The organism is Oceanobacillus sp. CAU 1775 (genome assembly GCF_054482815.1).
On record NZ_JBTLRO010000001.1, the window covers coordinates 86,004 to 103,891 of the forward strand.

Consider the following 17,888-nt stretch of genomic DNA (forward strand, 5'->3'; position numbering starts at 1 on the left):
CGAATGAGTAATGGACGTAAGAATGCAGCTGAAAAATCCTTTCAAGATAAGTTCGTTGCAAAACTAGAACAATATAAATGGACAGCACCAGGTTATCTTGATGGAAACAAACAAAAGGTAACTGTACAAGACCTTGTCAACCATTGGCGTGAGGAATTAAACCGCATGAATGCTGATGTTCTAGAAACGGTTCCCTTAACAGATAACGAATTTCAACAAGTTATGACGAAAGTTTCGCAAATCGATAACAGCTATGAAGCGGCTAAAATATTAGCAATGGAACAATCAACAGGAAAGATTGATGGAATCTATCGAGATTCAAATCCAGAAGTAACTCGCGAACAAATTACTTTAACCATCTTTAAAAAGGCACAAGTTCGTGGTGGAGATTCAAGTTATAAAGTCGCAAGAGAAGTGGAGTCAGCGAACGGAAATCGTTTTGATATTGTTTTACTCATTAATGGTCTTCCTCTCATCAACATTGAACAAAAGCGTACTGATAAGACGCTAGAAGAAGCATATAACCAGTTCAAACGTTATTATGCTGACGGTGAATATGTGAATAACTTTATGGCATTTTCACAAATGATGGTGATGACGTCAGAAGTTGCTACGCGCTATTTTGCAACACCAAAGTCGATTAAAGCGTTTAATCCCAGCTTTGTTTTCCATTGGGCAAATAAAGAGAATCAAGCAATCAATAATTGGGAAGAGGTCATCGGTCATTTCTTAATGATTCCGATGGCACATCAAATGGTTGGGGATTATTTAGTTATTGACGAAGCGAAAGATGAAGAGAATAGAAAGCATATGTTACTGCGTTCTTATCAAGTACATGCCTTGCAAGCAGTTGAAGGTGCAGCACTTGGTTGGGACAATGATGATAAGATTCCGCATGGTGGATTTATCTGGCATACAACAGGATCTGGTAAAACGATTACGAGCTTTAAAACAGCGTTATTTTTATCCACACGAGCAGGGTTTGATAATGTTGTATTCTTAGTAGATAGAAGAGAACTTGATAGCCGTACAAGTGATAACTTCAAAGCTTATGCAGAATATGAATCTGTGAACGTGGATGATACTGCACATACGTATCAATTACGTAAGCTATTATCATCTGCTAATACAGGGATTGTTGTCACGACAACATTTAAATTAAATAATCTTGTGAAGGATTTAACGGAAGCACAAGATGACAGTTTAGCAGATAAGAAAATTGTGTTTATCATTGATGAAGCTCACCGTACAACGATGGGCGACATGATGGTAACAATACGAAATTACTTTAAGAAAAACGGGCTATTTTATGGGTTTACTGGTACGCCTTTGTTCGATGAGAATAAAGTTTCTGGAATGATTAACGAGAAGAGTGAACTCATTAATACTACGGAAAAACTCTTTGGACCAGAATTGCATAGTTACACTATTGATGAAGCTATTGCGGATAAAAACGTTTTAGGTTTTCATGTGGACTATATCAATACAGGTGAATTTGAGAGTTATGATACGTTACGCGAGAAAATTGTAGAATATAAACAAGCTGAAAAACCAGATACAGCCGTAAGAGAAATCGAGCGAGAAGTTTTTCAGTTGCCTGATTTAGCAGTTGAAATCGAAGCAAAAGACCGAAAAATATTGTTTTATCATGATGAGACTCATATACCAAGAGTTGTTGAAGAAATCTTAAATAACTGGGAATATCAGTCACAGCAGAAATTATTCAATGCGATTTTAACGGTTGCATTTAAACATCGTGTGCTTCAATACTTCGAAGAATTTAAAAAGCAGTTAGCAGAGCGAGATGATATTGCAATTAACGTAGCAATGACATTTAGCTTTGGGACAGATGCAGACACAAAACCTACTGATCCAGAATTGATTCAGACAATGTTTAAAGATTATGCGTCATTTACTGGTATTGAATATACTTATGGTGATAAACGTCGTGGGGAAGACGCCTATTATGAAGATGTCGTTGAACGTGCAACACGTGGTGGAAGTGGACGAAATCCGAAAAATATAGACCTTGTTATTGTTGCGGATCAGCTTTTAACTGGTTATGACTCTAAATATATTAATACGTTATACGTGGATCGCTCGCTAGCTTTACAAGGATTAATTCAAGCTTATTCACGAACGAACCGTATTTATGGGAAAGAGAAGGAATTTGGCTCGATTGTAAACTTCCAATATCCAAGAATCACGGAGCAGACCGTAAATGATGCATTGATTTTATATGGTAGTGGAGGGAAGAGTAGTCGAGCAATTGTAGCGCCATATCCTGAAGCAGTTGATGAATTCGTGCAGTCCTCACAAGAAGTGATGGAAATTTTAAAAGATCCAACTTCATGGCAAGCATTAGAGAGAGATGAAGAAGCGAAAGAAAACTTTGTCAAAGCTTTTAAAAATGCGAATAGCCAATTAAACACAATTCAACAGTATTATGAGTTTGCCTGGGTAGATGAAGCCTTTGGTGTAACGGAGCATGAGTGGATGCGCTATGTGGGGGCTTATCGAAATCTAACAAGAGATGATGATGTTCCTCCAGATGATGAGTTACCAGTATTACCCTTAGGTGAAGCAAAACTTGCAGGGACACAACGAATCGATGCACATTATATCATTCAATTGCTTGGTGAGCAGGCAGTTGCTAAAGACGGAAAACAAACAGCTGATCCAGAAACAATGCGGTTGATTTACCAACATATTGAAGAGTTGAGTAACCTCGGTGATCATGAACAGGCTGAGTTGCTTAAGCAGTTTGTCGTTGAGGAATTCGAGCCAGGACATGTATCAAGTGCAGTGAATTTTGATGAAGCATATGAGGAATGGAAACGAAATAAGCTGCGCAAGGAAATTTATCAAATTTCAGCAGAGTGGGGAATTGATGGAGTGATTTTTGAGAAGTCGGTAGGAGCATACTCCAGCGCAAATCCGACTGAGATTCCTTATATTGATGATATAACTAGAACAGTTGATTATAATTCGATAAAGGATCAAAAGGCTAGTAATTTGTTGGAACATAATATGGCTTTAATGAAGGCGTTGCCTGAGATTGTACCGAAGTTGAAGAGAAAGTTTAAGTAAGAAAATGTTCTACGTTATAATGGTATTGTTCAATCGATAACTAAAGAATAAAAAGTAAAAGGCAGTTCTGGTCTTAAATTAAAAGGACTGTCTTTTTAGTGTCTATTAAGGGAACATTTGTTTGCTTTAGTGATTTTTTTGTGTATAATATTAGTAACAAAATTGAATTTAAGGAGGGGTAGTAAATTGTCACAAGTTGAAATGTATAGAAGGAAAATTGAGAGGAAGAAGATAGAATTAGGGAGAATTAGAACTGCTAGAGCTAATGAAATCAATAAAGTACCTTCAATAAAGAAGAAAATTTTGTCTGCTCAAGCTACTATTGGTAGGACAAAGTCTATTTCAACTATAAATTCTAAACATAAAGAAATTGAGCGAGAAGAGAAGAAATTGGCAGGTATTGAGAAAAAGGTTGCTGAACTTGATAAGAAAATAGTAAAAATTGAAGGCGATATAAGCTCTGAAGAAAGAAAGTTAGGTCGTAAAGTTGAGCGTGAGCAAAAGAAAAGAGATACTACTGAAAGAAAGAGACTAGCTGATAATGAAAAACGTATGAAGGAGGTTAGTGGAATGCTGGATAGACACAGTGAAATACATCGAGATACAAGTAAGACATTGAAAGAATTAAAAAATTTACCAGAGAAAGTTACTGTATTGTTTATGGCTTCCAATCCGTTAAACATCTCATCATTAAGATTGGATGAGGAAGCTAGAGACATTCAAGAAATGATTAGGAAATCAGAACATAGAGATGCTGTATCTTTTGAAACTCGATGGGCTACTAGAGCACTAGATGTAATGCAAGCAATTAACGAGGAAAACCCTACTATTATTCATTTTAGTGGCCATGGAACTGACGATGATGAAATTGTATTCCAAGATGATCAAGGTAATGCAAAGTTTGTCTCCAAAGATGCACTTGTTCAAACAATGATGAGTACATCAGATAAAATTAAATTGGTATTTTTTAATACTTGTTTCTCTTATGGCCAAGCGCAAGCGGTAGTAGAGCATGTTGATTCGGCCATAGGAATGAAAACAACTATAGGTGATACAGCCGCTAGAGTCTTTGCCGCTTATTTTTATTCTGCTATAGGGTTTGGGATGTCAGTTAAAAAGGCATTCGAACAAGGGAAATCTGCTCTAATGCTTGAAGGTATTAAGGAAGAAGATACACCAGAATTATATATAAAGGATGGAATTAATCCTAATGAGCTAATTATAGTGAAACCTTAACAATTATTTTATTGTTAAAATTAGCAGAACACGAAATGGAGTCACCTCATTAATAAGGGTTAATATCATTTAAAGTTATTAAATTATTATTACTAGAATCGAAACTTTTATTGACGAGTAAATTTGATTTTAACATGGACAAGTATTTACACCTATGCCTCTCAATCAATAAATGAAATCTCATAATCGGTTACGGTGTTCGTTTCCATCGTGATATAAATTACAAAGACTAAAGTGACTTTTATTTTAATAAAACTACCAGAATTAGTTGTTAAAAACAAAAGGATATTTGATTTTCAACTATCACTAGCAATCAATGAAAAGCACATTAATGTTGTATAATTTAGAGTTTAATTTTTCACATCATGAAAGTTAGCTCGAATAACTTTTGGTTTATGATAAAGAATATTAGTCAATTGCTTTGCCATGGAGTAAGGGGATTGAGAGAAGTCATTTTCGACCCATTCTACAATCATAGAAAATATTCCATACGCATTGAAGTTACTATAAAACTTGTTGAATATACCCTCATTAGATTCCACAGGCCTAAAATCGTATTGAAAAAGTTCTACGATTACATCTATAAAATCATTTTGGAAAGAATAAGCCAAGTCACTATTCAAAAGGGCTTTGTAAAATTTCCTTTTTTGATAAACGTGATTGAACAAGTTAATTGAAGATGGAAGGACATCTTGATTTATCTCAAAAATTATCTTATTTTTATAAGGTGACTTAATCGATTCAACCAAGTCATGAATACACTCCATCTTAATTTCTTTCAATACTTCTTCTATCCTATAATAATGGTAATAATAAGTACTCCTATTAATATTAGCAGTATTTACCAAATCGGTAATGGTTATAGTCTCAAAAGAATCAGTTTGTAATAGGAAGACAAGAGCCTGTTTGATTTTATGTTTTGCTGTTTTCTTCATTTTTATCACCAATTCCGTGTATTTGCCCAACAAACGTCAATCCTTTTGTTGGTTTATCTATTGTATTATTCTAACTATACTTAATATGTAATTAAAAATAAAGCGTTTACATTTTAACTAAGGAGGAATAGTAGATGGATCTAAAACAACTGTTCGGTTATAAAGGAAAAAATGTGGTGATTACTGGGGCAGCTTCAGGAATGGGAAAAGCTGCTACAGAATTTTTGATAGAGTTAGGTGCGAATGTTTATGCATTTGATATGAATGAAGTCACACTACCAGTAACAAAATCCTTTAAAGTCGATATGTCTAAAAAAGATGAAATTGATGTTGCAATAAATGATCTCCCTGGTGAAATTGATGCTGTATTTAGTTGCCATGGTATCGCCGGATGGCCAGGTAAAGGAGTACTTGTAATGCAAGTTAACTTTATTTCTCAACGTTACTTGGCAGAGAAACTTCTTCCACGAATCGTTGATAATGGTTCTGTTACATTCATTGCTTCTGATGGCGGTTATGGTTGGGAAAAAAGTTGGAACAGTATTAGCGAACTGTTAGAAACAGATGGTTTTGAAGGCGCAACAAAATGGGTAGAAGAAAATCTAGAGTTTGTTGAAGAACAACATAACTATTCATTTGCAAAGAAAGCACTTGTTGCCTATGTAAAATCTAAAGTTTGGTCTAAAGAATATATAGATAGAAGAATTCGAATCAATAGTATAAGTCCAGGCAATACAGAAACTGGGCTATCAAAAGATTTTGCTGAAGCTGCAGAACAAGGGGCCGCTCAAACTGGAGTAGAAATTGATGGTGTCCAATCAATTGATGAAATGTACCTTAGCGCTTGGAATGGTAGACGTGCAAGTTCAGAGGAAATGGGCTATCCATTAGTATTTTTAGGCAGTAAAATGGCGAGCTATATTAGTGGTCAGGACTTAAACATTAGTTATGGAAAAGATGCATTTTATGATATTCAATCACTGAACGAAAAAGAGATTTAAATTTAATAGCGGGTAAAAAAAGTGGAGACAAAATAATATTTTGTCTCCATTCATAATTAATGCGTGATAAGGCTTTTAGGTTAATTAGTAATTATGAGAATTCCTATTTTTCGACTATTCATTTGATTTGAGTTTAGCAGAAGAACCAAATACAGGAAAAACGATTAAATCTGTGATTGCATTGACGAAACGTACGAAATGTAACTTTCTTAAACGATTACGGAAAAAGAAATCCCTAACAAAAGGAATTGTAACTAATGTAAATACAATAGCTGCTACTACCGCTTGTATGAATTCCTTTAACGGTATTTTCCTACTAGAATATCGATATTGATGAGAAACAGACAATTATAGTTGTTAAAGAACGCAATTTTAGTTGTAGATGATTTTGGACCAGAGAAAGGTGTGGGCCCTCCACTACACTAATATGTTAGAGTGGCGAAGAGCTGACTCAAATATCGTTTTTGAATAAAGGAGCATTGACTTGTTTTAAGGAATCTTACGGGTTCTTTAATGTAGGATCATGGTGACCACAATTACGGAGTATCAGTGTGTTTGACCTATTAGATTCAAAAGTTATTCTTTAATCTATATCAGCACTCAATTCCCATCAGTCGGGATTGTGGTATCCTTTCATTTTATTCACTCAATCATCGGTTTTTAATTCTGCAATAAGATCATGAACGTCATCAAATTTCTTCACATTGCCACGACTAATATCTTCTTCTGCTTCCCGTTCACCTTTCTGCCACTCTTCCGACCAAAACCATTTTTGACTTGCAGGAATTTGAACCACAGGTACAACCGTAATATCCCCATTATCACTGATTTCTAACTCCAGTGAATCTCTTTCCTGTAAATCAAATTTTTCTATAAATGATTTTGGTAAAGTGATTTGTCCTCTTTTTTGAATTGTTAATCGCTCTTTAACAGACATTATATGCTCATTTTTTATGGTTTCTTATTTTCTGAAAATCATAGTCCTATTATATTAATATTCGTACAAATGATAACAGATGATACCTAATTCAAAGAAAAATAAATGACTAATAACCGCACCTAAAAATAAAAAACTCCATGTTTAATAAGCAGATTCGTTAATTTTCTAATTTATTGTAGTATCTGGTGAGCGGAATTGTAATGCATAGAATAAGCGATACGCCGATCACTGTAACAAGCGTCTTACTAAAAGCTGTAGGTTCACCAAAAATGCCATGAAAATCAGGCGGGAATAGATTACTCATTACCATTCCGGTAAGGACGCCGAGAAATGCATAGATAATCAATTTTTTCTTCGTCATCGAACCACCTGCCTTTTATTTAATTATATAGAGTTTACCCTTAAGTTTTAATAATAAACTGAAAAGTCTGAGTTAAAACCAGGAACTCATGTTCTCATTATGTTATAATGTTTTTAGTGTAATAAAGCTTTTATGGGTGGTGACTCGCTTTCTTTCTTTTTCATAGGAAAGGAGGCGATGTCTATGACAGTATTCGAAACAATTTATTTAATGCTTGTTTTTGGAGCGTTGATTGCGACGATAATGTCTAATAAAAAATAACCACCCATACAGCTGGACAAGCAACTGGGTAGTTATTTTTTCACTCATTTAGCGAGTCGCCCCCTTAAAGGGCTGTTACACGCTAGAGTCCTTCATGTACCAGCATGAGGGGCTCTTTCTTATTCTATTACTTTCTAATTAAAGTATACCCTATATTCAGATGAAAATAAACCTTATTTTCGTGGGCCTCTGGGTATTTTACGGCCTTTCAATTAAAAAATATATATTCAGTGTGGGAAACTACGTTCGTTTTGTGCTATAAAATTTTAGTGTAATAAAGCTTTTATGGGTGATGGTATAAATGTAACAACAATGAATGGTACTTTTGCAGGGAAAAGTGATACTTTTTCTAATATGGATTATAATAGAATATCAAATTTCAATGTAGATAGTTTAACACCCCCCACATATATATCGGACGGCATATCAATTGGTTAGGAACTAAAGAGATAAATTAGGAATTCCTCTTTTATTTTTTCAATATGTTTTAAATTAAATTGTTTATTTTAATTGTTGGAGTGAGCACAGGCTCATTCCAATTTTTAATTTAGAATAGCAAAAATCTTCTCGTCGATAATATTCTTTTTTGAATCCGTAGGTTCCTGTAATAATATTTTATACTTGTTCGAGGATTTTTTACAATAGAATCTACTTCTAGGGTTGCTTCCTTTAAATATCCGGATAAACCACCGTCCCATCCTCCTCCAAAATCGGCATAGCACCCCACTCTCCCAATTCATGAACAGAAGTAATGATTTCTTCACCTTGGTTGATAATATGATAGACATTCCAATCTTTAGCTGTTAGCCAATTACTAATTAGTAAGCGATGGCATCTGGAGGGGTGTCTTTCCGAGCAACATATAGCTGTTTTTTTCTTGCTTGCTATTCTTTTTAAATTCTTAATTCCATTTTCGAAGTCTGCAGTTAATGTGTAATCAGCATAATTATGAAAAGAAGGATTATTCCATTGGCTATTTAGTTCTTCTTGAATTTCTTGTGATTTTCTTCGTCTACCACCTAGTAATGGAAAATGCTCATATTGGATATCCGCTTCAGCCAACCAAACTTCAAAGTTTTTTTGGTGAAATTGTGGAAATTTCCTGCTCGCAGGAAACGCACGAACATCTGCTAAAACTTCGATATCCTCTTGTTGTAACATCTGCAAAAATGCTTCTTTTGAATGAGTGGAATGGCCAATGGTATAAATATCCATTTAGCAAACCTCCTTAAACCAATTATGTTGGTGTGGATTTATTGTTAAGATATACTCAACTTCTACCCTTATTCTCAATTCTGCATGCATTTTATGTGGAAATTTAAATGAGTGAGGAAGGGATCCTAAGTCGAAGACTATGATGGTCTTCCTTTCTAATATATGAAATAATAACTACAACAAATAAAACGTTTAAAAATAAGCTCATATCTCACAAAAAAGAAGGTGAACAAATGTTATTCTCCAATGATCAACTAAAATCGCTAATCGACGGAAAGATGATCGGCGAAATATACCCTTACATCACAGACGATCAACAAGCAGTACTCAATTATTTAAAAATGATTCGTGCAGAATTTGAGCGCATGCCCAATCTTCATTGTGAACCTGATCTATTACATTTTGGGAGCGGCTATGCCTCGTATGTAGAATGGTTTTTTTATACCGATGATGAAGTAGAAATCAGTGAAAAAAACGGAATGCGTACATTTGATAAAGAAGGTTTAATCGTTGATATAAGTTTACAATCTCCTGTTATTTTAATTGGAACTGGTTTTAAATCCAACACAATTCGAATCGAAACAGGTGAATCATTAAACGGAGCGAAAACATTCTTCTCCGAGCCAGTTGACTTAGAAATCCCTGAAAGATTTACCACACTAAAGTCGATTATTGAGCGGACATTTTTGAAGCATCATTACACTATTTTACAAAAAGAAGATGTTACCCCACGTTTACCCTTTGAAGCATATATTCCAACACTCCATAGAGATCCCCATGAATATTTAATTTGGGATGCTATCTTTTATTGGGAAGATTAATGTTCTATTAGGAGCTGATATTATTGATAGATAAAGAAACGCAAATAAAAGTATTATTGTACGGGAATCCATTAGGTTTTGCCTGTGAAACGTTAGGGGTCAAAAATTTGCTGAACCATAGTTACTCTGAAGTCTTTACCGTTAGTAAAGAAGAGGTATATGCCTACACTTTAATCCACGGCATCCCTGAGAGCGAAACAACAAGTAAGCATTCATCAGCAGAAGGTTTTCATTATTACAAGGAAGATGGCAAGTGGCATACCTTTTTTAGAGAGAGGAATTACACGTTCGATGAATTAGTTTTTGAAGATGATGAGGAAGGTAGGAAGTATATTGTTTATACTTTATTAAAATTGACTGGTACTGGGTTATATTCGTAAGTAGTTGTTTAGTATATAAACTAAAATTCATTCCCGTTTTCCTTTTATCCTATCTTACATACGACTTATCTTAAACTATGTGAAAATCTATCATTCTATCAGCAAAATCACACATATTTATAGCTAAGTCGTATGTCATTTTTGATTTGTTTTGAATTAGAAAAATCTAATCATACAAAAAGCTAACTAAGGGACATGCTAGACAATATACTATATCTGCTCCACCAAAGTTTTAGCCTGTACATCTAGCTGACGAGCCGATTCTCCAATACCAATAAATGCATGAACTGCTTGTTCAATACGGGAATGGCAATCAGAAATAATCTTTTCTGAAACGTTAGTCCCTGTACTTATATTTTGTACTTGTTCGAGAATTTTTCCGACATTAGAATTTACCTCTTGGGTTGCTTCCTTCGATTGAGTTGCTAACCTTCTTACTTCTTCAGCGACAACATTAAATGCTCGTCCATGTTCACCAGCATGAGCTGCTTGAATTGCTGCATTTAAAGCTAATAAATTTGTTTGTGAAGCAATATCACTAATCGTTTTCACAATACCGTGAATCGTATCCGTCTGATTAATAAGTGTCTGCAAAACCTCTCTGTTATCGGTAGTTTGTTCAATTACTTGGTTTATAGCAGTAGTGACCTCTTGACTACGCGCGATCCCTTCATCTACACGATTCTTAAGAACTTCTGCCATTTCCTGTAGTTCAAGTGTTACCTTCGTCGTCCAATTTTCACGTGCGGTAATGTCTGTCGCAACTTTAATAATAGCTTGCACTTTATTGTATTCATCAAAAACAGGTGTATAAGTAGCTTCCAACCAAATAATCTCATCTTGCTTCGTCACTCGTTGTATCTTTTCCTGAAAAGACTTCCCATTTCGTAAATCTTTCCAAAATCTATCGTATTCCAGACTTTGCGTAAATGTTGGTATACAGAATTGGCGATGATGTGCGTTAAGCAACTCCTCTACACCATAACCCATCGCATTCGCAAAATTATGATTTGCCCAAATGACATTTCCTTGTGGATCAAATTCAATCATAGCTAATGATTGTTCTAAAGCAGCAAGTACCGCATCTTTATTTAAAACTTGCGTACTGGATAAAGATGTATTGGATGGATAGTCAAGTTTCATCATTATTAAATCTCCTATGTATAAAAGTATTAAAAAGCTAGAAAGTTAATATTCGATTCTAATTCGCTAATATCATTATTAAGGGAATTAATATGTTTTGTCAAATGTTTACTCTGTATTTTGTAATAAGTTATACAAAATATTAGTGACATCCCCCATTTTATAAGAGTATTTGTACGAAAAAACTAAAACATTATACATATCTACCTAGAACATTATACATTTTGTGGATGATACATGGGGACGGTTCTCGTGTTGCAGGAAATTATTTTGCATTCTGCTGTCTAGAACCATAAGGAGAAAAATAGAGAAAAAATTAAGACATTCAATCCAATAATGTTATTTTAAGTAGAGAGAAAGTTATCTGTACCACATAACATAAAGCCTTAACCTAGCGGGTCACAGGTATCTAAGTTTAAAATAGGAGTGCTATCCATCATTCTTATCACGGACTATATTATTTCTCTTACTAATTTTTATGGGATTATTGAGAAAGAAAAAGTTGCTGAAATATATAATATGCAAAATGCAGATAAAATTACTTTGTCAGAAATAGAAAAAATAATGGTAAATAAACAAACAAGGCTGAAAGAAGACTTTGTATATGTTGAGGAAGGTAAAAAGTATATCGTTCATACCTTATTAAAATTAACTGGCACTGGACTGTATTCGTAATGAATATCCGCTTAAAAAACTACGAGAACACTTAAAAGACTTGTGCTCCCGTGGTTTTTTTGCACAAAAGGTAACAATCAATCACAGGATTTTTACCTTGAGAGAGGCACCAAATGTTCTTTCGTCATTACTTTTCTTTATCGCGACGATTATTACGTGTGAAATAGTGACCAGAAGAATGAACTGGAAGTGATTGTAGCCAAGCAAAGAAATGGCCCAACAGGTGCTGTGAAGATGAAGTTTCTGAGGGGATTTGGCGTGGTTGGGTGAAGACGGTAAATTGAAGTCGCATTATTTATATCGTAGTATTGTAGATATAATAAGTAGAACAGTTTGGCGCCGTATTTAACCAGACAATTAAGATCCTTTTTTAACAAAAAAATCTAATTCAAACTAGATCGAGTAATATCGGAAGAAGGGATATTGAGATTGATGGATGATGATGGTGCTTTAAAAATAGTTATTAAATATACACTAAATGAATAGAAAGAGTCAGTCCCTCGCCACTCTAATACGTTAAAAAGTGCGGGACTGACCCTGAAATTATTAAATAAAATTATAGATTAAAGATGGAAGAAGGAATAGCCTATTCTTTATCTCCAAACCATTCTTATAATCGCATTGCACCATCAATAATCTGTGCTGTACCAGAGATGTAATCCGAGTCGTCACTTGCTAAGAATAAAGCAAGTTTCGCTACATCGATAGGTTCGCCTATTCTACGAAGAGGGATCATACCAATAACTGCTTGAGTTGCTTCGTCTGTAGTAATGGTGTCCGTAAACATTTTCGTAGCAATCGCTCCTGGGTGAACAGAATTCACGCGGATTTTATCTGGCCCAAATTGTACAGCTGCTGCACGACTTAGAGCTTCAACAGCACCTTTACTTGCTGTATAAGCGTTAAACCCACCAGAATTATCAATACTAGCCATCGAACCAATATTTACAATCGATCCGCCACCAGCTTCTTTGATATATGGAGCAACTACTTTCATACCTACAAATTGGCTAAAAGCATTAATATTTAATGCAGTATTCCAATAGTTAATATCTGTTTCCTGATGTGGTTTCGTTGCAAGAATACCAGCATTGTTCACGAGTGTATCAATTTTACCAAATGCTTCAATAGCTTCCTTGGCTACATTTATCCACTCTTCTTCTGAAGATACATCATGTTTAAGAGCAATTGCACTTCCAGGATGAGCCTCATTAATTTTATTTACAACTTCTTGTACATTCTCAAATGCTATATCAGTAGCAACAACTTTTGCGCCTTCTTGAGCAAATAAAGTAGCTTCAGCTGCCCCTTGTCCACCACCAGCTCCAGTTACAATTGCGACCTTACCTTTTAATCTACTCATTCTAAATCCCCCTATATATTTGATTGAAAGCACTTACAATGAAAAGTACTTTACTCACCCTTAAGTGTACTAAAGTTGTATAATTATATCGATGTATAGAATAGTGTAATCTGTTCATTTCCAGACATAATATACAAATATGTATAAAAAAATTGTGAGGGAAGATATATGGTAGAATTTCAATTCTTAGATAAAAGAGTCCAACGCACAAAAAAAGACTTGTATCATGCATTATTTGAATTGTTGAAAGAAAAAAAGTATGAACAAATCACAATTAAAGAAATAATTGATTTTGCTGGTTACAGTAGAGGAACATTTTATGTCCATTACAGGGAAAAAGACGATTTATTAAACGAAATCATTTACTATTTATTTAAAGAAGCTCAAGCTGCACAACGAACTTCCTATATTAATGAAGATTCTATAGATGTTCAAGAGCTAGAAAATGAGCCAATATATATTCTGCGTCATTTTGAACAGTATGGTGAATATTACAAGATTCTTCTAAGCAATCATTTACAAATAGATTTTCAAAGACAATTAATAGAGATGTTTGTCAATATATACTTGGAAGACTTTGAGATGACAGATGATCCACAACATGACGTGAACAAAGAGCTGTTAAATAAATCTTACGCATACGGATTAATCGGCATGATACTAGATTGGATCACGAATGACTTCCCAATCCCAGCCGAAGAATTCTCCACCGAATTAGTAAAAATCTTTAAATACTCCCTCAAAGACATCCACATAAAGAAAAGATAAAATGAGACATGGGGACGGTTCTCGTGTCGCAGTCCTTGATTGAACAGCCTAGAAGTGAAAATGTATCATAGGCAAGATAAAGTAGGAGGAGAGAGGTCAATGGAATACGTTATAATTACCGCACTTATTATTTTACTAGGAGTTATCTTAACTAGAGTTAATAAAATAGAAAATCGAACAATAAGAATGCAATTTAAATTGGATCAAGTTATTAAAGAGTTAAACCTCCTTGAAAACCCCCATCCAGGCCATCCGATAGATGATGAACTCAAGCAGTTAATAGAAGCAGGTGAGGAAGAAAAGGCAAGGGATAAAGCAATAGAAACGTTTGGATTATCTTATCAAGAAGGTCATCATTATATTAAAGTATTGAAGGAAGATGAATAATTAAACAGATAGGTCGTGGTCTTTTTGAGTAGATTAATAGACAAAAAAGAGTGGAAAATCGAGGACTCTAATTCTATAATCGCATTTGAAACAGCTGGTGGTGGACATTGGGCTGCATGGGATAGATACCTAACAATTGAGGGAAAAAAAGCTTTTCATATTGGAAATATTTGTGGGACTTGTGAATTTTTCTTTGAGCGCTTACCGGGCGCAAGTACAGGTGTATCGCCTAGAGAAATTAGTAAAACGCTAGAACAAGGACTCACAAATCTAGACAATGACTTACTTTCTAAGGTGTCAGCTATTCTACCGACTGGTGAGTACGAAGTTTCATTAATAGAGGTAACTCCTAAACTCGTTGAATTGGGAACGAAAGAAGACTATTTTTTCAATGAACAAGTTCAAATTTGGGGAATTGATGGATTTTGGGGCTTACCACACTCTCCTAAAGTTAAATATTACCGTGGGTTAACAAAAGAACGAATACTTCAAAGTTATTTGAGTTCATGGTCCCGACTTTTCCTGTTAATTGGTTAGAGGAAGAAACGGTTGAGAAATATAAAGCACTACTATCTGAGGGGAATACGCCTACAGCATTGAGTTTATCTGTCCTAGATATCAAAGAGCCTTCTGACTATAGTGGCACGCTAAACCATACCGAACATTGGTGTCTCTCGCATTACATTGTAGACGGTCACCACAAAATGTACGCTGCTGCCCAACAAAATCAACCAATAACAATCCTTTCCTTCCTAGCAAAAGAAGAATCCATCGCAGAAAGTGCCGAGATCAAAGACTTATTTAAATGAGACATGGGGACGGTTCTTGTGTTGCATTGAATAGGATAGGTGAGTCTAACAATATCCACAAATGAGACAGGAGAACCGTCCCCATGTTTCACCAATAAAAATTCATAAAGGAGCCTTCCATATGGAGTCGAATCCAATAAACTACCTACTAAACAAAACCGCAGCACTAGGCTTTTTAGTATTTATCATGTGTTCCTACGCACTCCTTGCCACGGGCTTTGATCTTTATGAATTTGTAAAAACAATCGCAAATCTCAAGTTCTGGCTCTATATCAGTGGATACGCACTGCTAGTTACAATATTAATCGATTTCGTAGATTATAAATGGAAAAAACTAACGACCACGCACATCATGCTTTTGCACACGCTCGCAGGTTTCGTAGCTTTCTTCCCAATAGTGGGGCTCAATCCAATCGCTATAATTGCTGGATTTGTCGGTGCATTATGTGCATTTATTTATGCTCTCGGCAGTTATTTTTTCAAAAGAAAAAAGAAACTCGCTTGGCTCGTTCTCCTCGTTTTTCCATTACTATTTGGCGTAAGTACCATCGATTTTACAGAAAAGGAACAATGGGATGCACAAGTTACGGACTCCTCTTATTCAGCAACGTTCGAATACTTTAATGGAAAGCATGAAATTCCATTGAATTTAGAAAAAGGAGATAAAGTGAAAGCGTCTGTAGCGATTACTGTAAAAAATGCAGGAGGGCATGGACACCATGTCAGAGACGAAAAAAACAACTTGGTACCTATGCAGACTTTAGAAGATACAAGAAATGACTATGAAAAAAGAAGTACCCATACCTACGAATTTGTAGCCGAAAAGGAAGGTGAGCATAAAATAGTCGTCACAGGTGATGACCTAAGAGGAAAGATTGAGGTGGAATGGGAAATAGAGTGAGACAAGAGAACCGTCCCCATGTCTCACTCACATATTTAGTTTGCGGTAGATGTGGAGCATTTGTTGTCTTTCTTCTTCGGTGAGCTTTTCGAATAGATTCTTCCTTAGTAATTGTCCTGATTCGTTGGCCTCTTTAAGAATTTCTTCTCCAGCGCTGGTGATTTCCAAATAAATCGTTCGACGATCATTTTCATCGTTCGAGCGTATCACTAGTTGCTTCTTCACTAATTTCTCCGTTAAATGTGTAACGGTAGGTGGTGTTAAACCAAGAACTTTCGCCATATCAGTAGGGCGGCTCTTCCCATTTTTTCTTAAATGGCCCAAAATAAGAATATGTGATACTCCCAAATCCTTATTAAATCCTTTATTCCACTGAATAATTAGGTTATTTGTTACCTTATCCATATTATGTATAATTTCAAAAATGGTTTGATTTTGCACGCAATATACCTCGCTTTAGTATCCCTAAAATACATCTTAGGAATCATTTTACTCATTATAGCACAGTACTTCCCCAAAAAACCTTTCAACTTAACATACACGAGTAACGCTTCGTAATTAAATACAAAATAAAAAATGTAAGATTTACTGAAAAAATAGAAGACATTATCTAGATTCATTAGAAAACATCAAAAAAATGTTGCTTTATTTGTCACAATTTAGTAATGTTTAGTTGTTAATAGTTAGACATCTAAATATTAAACGTAAAATAACAAGGGTCTTTTATATAAATATTTTATCCCAACATCACAGCAAATGATGATAGCAATTTAAGTCACAGCTATATTATTCATCAACGTTTACTTTTTAGATGCCTACAAAACAAAAACATTCAAGGGGTGCATTAAGATGAGATTAGAAGGTAAAGTTGCAATTATTACTGGGAGTGCTTCAGGTATTGGAAAAGGTATGGCGCTTGCTTTAGCAAAAGAAGGGGCACATATCGCCATTGTTGATATTAACGAAGAGGCAGGCCAGAAAACGTTAACAGAAATCAATCAATATCAAGAAGGCACGCTGTTTATTAAAGATATTTCAAAGAAAGAAAACGTGGAAGAAATTGTAAGTGATGTTGTTAAGAAATTTGGCAAGCTAGATATTTTAATTAACAATGCCCATGCTTCAAAGCAAGCATTATTTACTGAAACAACACAAGAGATGTTGGATTTATCATTTGGAACTGGCTTTTATCCAACGTTCAACTTCATGCAAGCAGCTTATCCAGAACTAAAGAAAACCAAAGGGAAAGTAATCAACTTTGCATCTGGAGCAGGACTTAACGGACAAGCAACTCAAAGCTCCTATGCAGCAGCAAAAGAAGCAATCCGAGCAATTTCGCGTGTTGCTTCCAACGAGTGGGGTCCTGAAGGGATAAATGTTAATATCATCTCTCCAATCGCACTTACTGCTGGGGTGGAACAGTGGAGTAAGAGTTCACCAGAACTATATGAAGCAATGATCAATAACATTCCACTTAGAAGAATGGGAGATCCTGAAGGAGATATTGGAAGAGTAGCTGTTTTCTTATCAAGTAGTGACTCGGATTATATTACAGGACAAACAATCATGGTTGATGGTGGTTCTACTAAATTAAGATAATAT

Annotated in this window: 21 protein-coding genes; 14 read left to right on the forward strand and 7 right to left on the reverse strand. The window is 35.1% G+C overall.

From position 1 onward, the window contains the following. Positions 1-3 precede the first annotated feature (3 nt). Complete coding sequence (locus tag ACXYMZ_RS00420) at positions 4-3,090, forward strand: type I restriction endonuclease subunit R (RefSeq protein ID WP_458946361.1); 3,087 nt, start codon at positions 4-6, stop codon at positions 3,088-3,090. A gap of 186 nt (positions 3,091-3,276) precedes the next feature. Continuing rightward, on the forward strand, positions 3,277-4,326 hold the full coding sequence (locus tag ACXYMZ_RS00425) for a CHAT domain-containing protein (RefSeq protein WP_458946363.1): 1,050 nt from the start codon (positions 3,277-3,279) through the stop codon (positions 4,324-4,326). Between the two features lie 350 nt (positions 4,327-4,676). Here ACXYMZ_RS00425 and ACXYMZ_RS00430 read toward each other — a convergent pair whose 3' ends face one another. Then, positions 4,677-5,261, reverse strand: a complete 585-nt coding sequence (locus ACXYMZ_RS00430; protein ID WP_458946365.1) for a TetR-like C-terminal domain-containing protein — start codon at positions 5,259-5,261, stop codon at positions 4,677-4,679. Between the two features lie 134 nt (positions 5,262-5,395). Between ACXYMZ_RS00430 and ACXYMZ_RS00435 the strand changes: the two genes are divergently transcribed. Together ACXYMZ_RS00435 and ACXYMZ_RS00440 are read left to right on the forward strand one after the other, a co-directional pair. Then, positions 5,396-6,262: an SDR family oxidoreductase gene (locus ACXYMZ_RS00435; RefSeq protein ID WP_458946367.1), complete on the forward strand. Its 867-nt coding sequence runs from the start codon at positions 5,396-5,398 to the stop codon at positions 6,260-6,262. A 127-nt stretch (positions 6,263-6,389) separates the two neighbouring features. Beyond that, a complete protein-coding gene (locus ACXYMZ_RS00440; protein WP_458946369.1) occupies positions 6,390-6,596 on the forward strand; it encodes a hypothetical protein in 207 nt (68 codons plus the stop codon). A 312-nt stretch (positions 6,597-6,908) separates the two neighbouring features. On the opposite strand, the gene ACXYMZ_RS00445 is transcribed toward ACXYMZ_RS00440, so the two are convergent. Next, the gene (locus ACXYMZ_RS00445) at positions 6,909-7,199 is read right to left on the reverse strand and encodes an AbrB/MazE/SpoVT family DNA-binding domain-containing protein (protein ID WP_458946370.1); all 291 of its coding nucleotides are present in this window, start codon (positions 7,197-7,199) and stop codon (positions 6,909-6,911) included. 160 nt (positions 7,200-7,359) lie between these two features. After that, the gene (locus ACXYMZ_RS00450; protein WP_458946372.1) at positions 7,360-7,563 is read right to left on the reverse strand and encodes a hypothetical protein; all 204 of its coding nucleotides are present in this window, start codon (positions 7,561-7,563) and stop codon (positions 7,360-7,362) included. 183 nt (positions 7,564-7,746) lie between these two features. Here ACXYMZ_RS00450 and ACXYMZ_RS00455 point away from each other — a divergent pair, with 183 nt between their 5' ends. After that, the gene (locus ACXYMZ_RS00455; RefSeq protein ID WP_458946898.1) at positions 7,747-7,824 is read left to right on the forward strand and encodes a putative holin-like toxin; all 78 of its coding nucleotides are present in this window, start codon (positions 7,747-7,749) and stop codon (positions 7,822-7,824) included. Between the two features lie 669 nt (positions 7,825-8,493). On the opposite strand, the gene ACXYMZ_RS00460 is transcribed toward ACXYMZ_RS00455, so the two are convergent. Further along, complete coding sequence (locus ACXYMZ_RS00460; protein ID WP_458946374.1) at positions 8,494-9,039, reverse strand: DUF488 domain-containing protein; 546 nt, start codon at positions 9,037-9,039, stop codon at positions 8,494-8,496. A 233-nt stretch (positions 9,040-9,272) separates the two neighbouring features. Between ACXYMZ_RS00460 and ACXYMZ_RS00465 the strand changes: the two genes are divergently transcribed. Further along, positions 9,273-9,860, forward strand: a complete 588-nt coding sequence (locus tag ACXYMZ_RS00465) for a hypothetical protein (protein ID WP_458946376.1) — start codon at positions 9,273-9,275, stop codon at positions 9,858-9,860. 23 nt (positions 9,861-9,883) lie between these two features. Next, positions 9,884-10,240, forward strand: coding sequence for a hypothetical protein (locus ACXYMZ_RS00470; RefSeq protein ID WP_458946378.1), 357 nt, complete (start codon positions 9,884-9,886; stop codon positions 10,238-10,240). A 210-nt stretch (positions 10,241-10,450) separates the two neighbouring features. On the opposite strand, the gene ACXYMZ_RS00475 is transcribed toward ACXYMZ_RS00470, so the two are convergent. Further along, complete coding sequence (locus ACXYMZ_RS00475) at positions 10,451-11,386, reverse strand: methyl-accepting chemotaxis protein (RefSeq protein ID WP_458946380.1); 936 nt, start codon at positions 11,384-11,386, stop codon at positions 10,451-10,453. A gap of 423 nt (positions 11,387-11,809) precedes the next feature. Between ACXYMZ_RS00475 and ACXYMZ_RS00480 the strand changes: the two genes are divergently transcribed. Then, complete coding sequence (locus tag ACXYMZ_RS00480) at positions 11,810-12,058, forward strand: hypothetical protein (protein WP_458946381.1); 249 nt, start codon at positions 11,810-11,812, stop codon at positions 12,056-12,058. Between the two features lie 610 nt (positions 12,059-12,668). Here the strand turns inward: ACXYMZ_RS00480 and ACXYMZ_RS00485 are convergent. Then, positions 12,669-13,421 carry an SDR family NAD(P)-dependent oxidoreductase gene (locus tag ACXYMZ_RS00485; RefSeq protein ID WP_458946382.1) on the reverse strand — a complete coding sequence of 251 codons (753 nt, stop codon included), beginning with the start codon at positions 13,419-13,421 and terminating at the stop codon, positions 12,669-12,671. A gap of 168 nt (positions 13,422-13,589) precedes the next feature. On the opposite strand from ACXYMZ_RS00485, the gene ACXYMZ_RS00490 reads away from it, so the two are divergent. The 5 genes from ACXYMZ_RS00490 (at position 13,590) to ACXYMZ_RS00510 (ending at position 16,286) form a co-directional block, all read left to right on the forward strand. Continuing rightward, positions 13,590-14,189, forward strand: coding sequence for a TetR/AcrR family transcriptional regulator (locus ACXYMZ_RS00490; protein ID WP_458946383.1), 600 nt, complete (start codon positions 13,590-13,592; stop codon positions 14,187-14,189). A 99-nt stretch (positions 14,190-14,288) separates the two neighbouring features. Continuing rightward, positions 14,289-14,576: a hypothetical protein gene (locus ACXYMZ_RS00495; RefSeq protein WP_458946384.1), complete on the forward strand. Its 288-nt coding sequence runs from the start codon at positions 14,289-14,291 to the stop codon at positions 14,574-14,576. Positions 14,577-14,600: 24 nt separating this feature from the next. Further along, positions 14,601-15,113, forward strand: a complete 513-nt coding sequence (locus tag ACXYMZ_RS00500; RefSeq protein ID WP_458946385.1) for a hypothetical protein — start codon at positions 14,601-14,603, stop codon at positions 15,111-15,113. Beyond that, a complete protein-coding gene (locus tag ACXYMZ_RS00505) occupies positions 15,083-15,385 on the forward strand; it encodes a hypothetical protein (protein WP_458946386.1) in 303 nt (100 codons plus the stop codon). Before ACXYMZ_RS00500 ends, ACXYMZ_RS00505 begins: the two co-directional genes overlap by 31 nt. 121 nt (positions 15,386-15,506) lie before the next feature. Then, positions 15,507-16,286 (forward strand): hypothetical protein, encoded by a 780-nt coding sequence (locus tag ACXYMZ_RS00510; protein ID WP_458946387.1) that lies wholly within the window; start codon positions 15,507-15,509, stop codon positions 16,284-16,286. 27 nt (positions 16,287-16,313) lie between these two features. On the opposite strand, the gene ACXYMZ_RS00515 is transcribed toward ACXYMZ_RS00510, so the two are convergent. Beyond that, positions 16,314-16,727 carry a MarR family winged helix-turn-helix transcriptional regulator gene (locus ACXYMZ_RS00515; RefSeq protein WP_458946388.1) on the reverse strand — a complete coding sequence of 138 codons (414 nt, stop codon included), beginning with the start codon at positions 16,725-16,727 and terminating at the stop codon, positions 16,314-16,316. 408 nt (positions 16,728-17,135) lie between these two features. On the opposite strand from ACXYMZ_RS00515, the gene ACXYMZ_RS00520 reads away from it, so the two are divergent. Next, the gene (locus ACXYMZ_RS00520; protein WP_458946389.1) at positions 17,136-17,885 is read left to right on the forward strand and encodes an SDR family NAD(P)-dependent oxidoreductase; all 750 of its coding nucleotides are present in this window, start codon (positions 17,136-17,138) and stop codon (positions 17,883-17,885) included. The last annotated feature ends 3 nt before the right edge of the window (positions 17,886-17,888 follow it).